The organism is Streptococcus sp. OH4692_COT-348, assembly GCF_003859975.1.
Lineage (GTDB): Bacteria > Bacillota > Bacilli > Lactobacillales > Streptococcaceae > Streptococcus.
Genome location: NZ_RQZB01000085.1, coordinates 1 through 270 on the forward strand (window position 1 = coordinate 1; position 270 = coordinate 270).

The 270-nt window shown below is 44.4% G+C and carries 1 protein-coding gene; it reads left to right on the forward strand.

Features of this window, described 5'->3' with window-relative positions:
- Positions 1–270: DUF1542 domain-containing protein (locus EII37_RS10995; protein ID WP_124788568.1), on the forward strand; the 270-nt coding region annotated here is incomplete at both ends.

Consider the following 270-nt stretch of genomic DNA (forward strand, 5'->3'; position numbering starts at 1 on the left):
GTCAGACGATGAAAAAGCAGCAGCGAAAGCCGAAGTAGCGAAAGCAGCCATCGCAGCCGTAAATGCTATCAATGAAGCGAAAGATCAAGATAGTGTAGATGCCGCTCAAACTACAGGAGTTAAAGCAATTGAAGCAGTAACTCCAGTAGGTAAAGAGAAAGCCCTAGAAGCAATCCAAACAGCATCAGAAGCTAAGATTGCGTCAATTGATAAGAACGCTAAATTGTCAGACGATGAAAAAGCAGCAGCGAAAGCCGAAGTAGCGAAAGC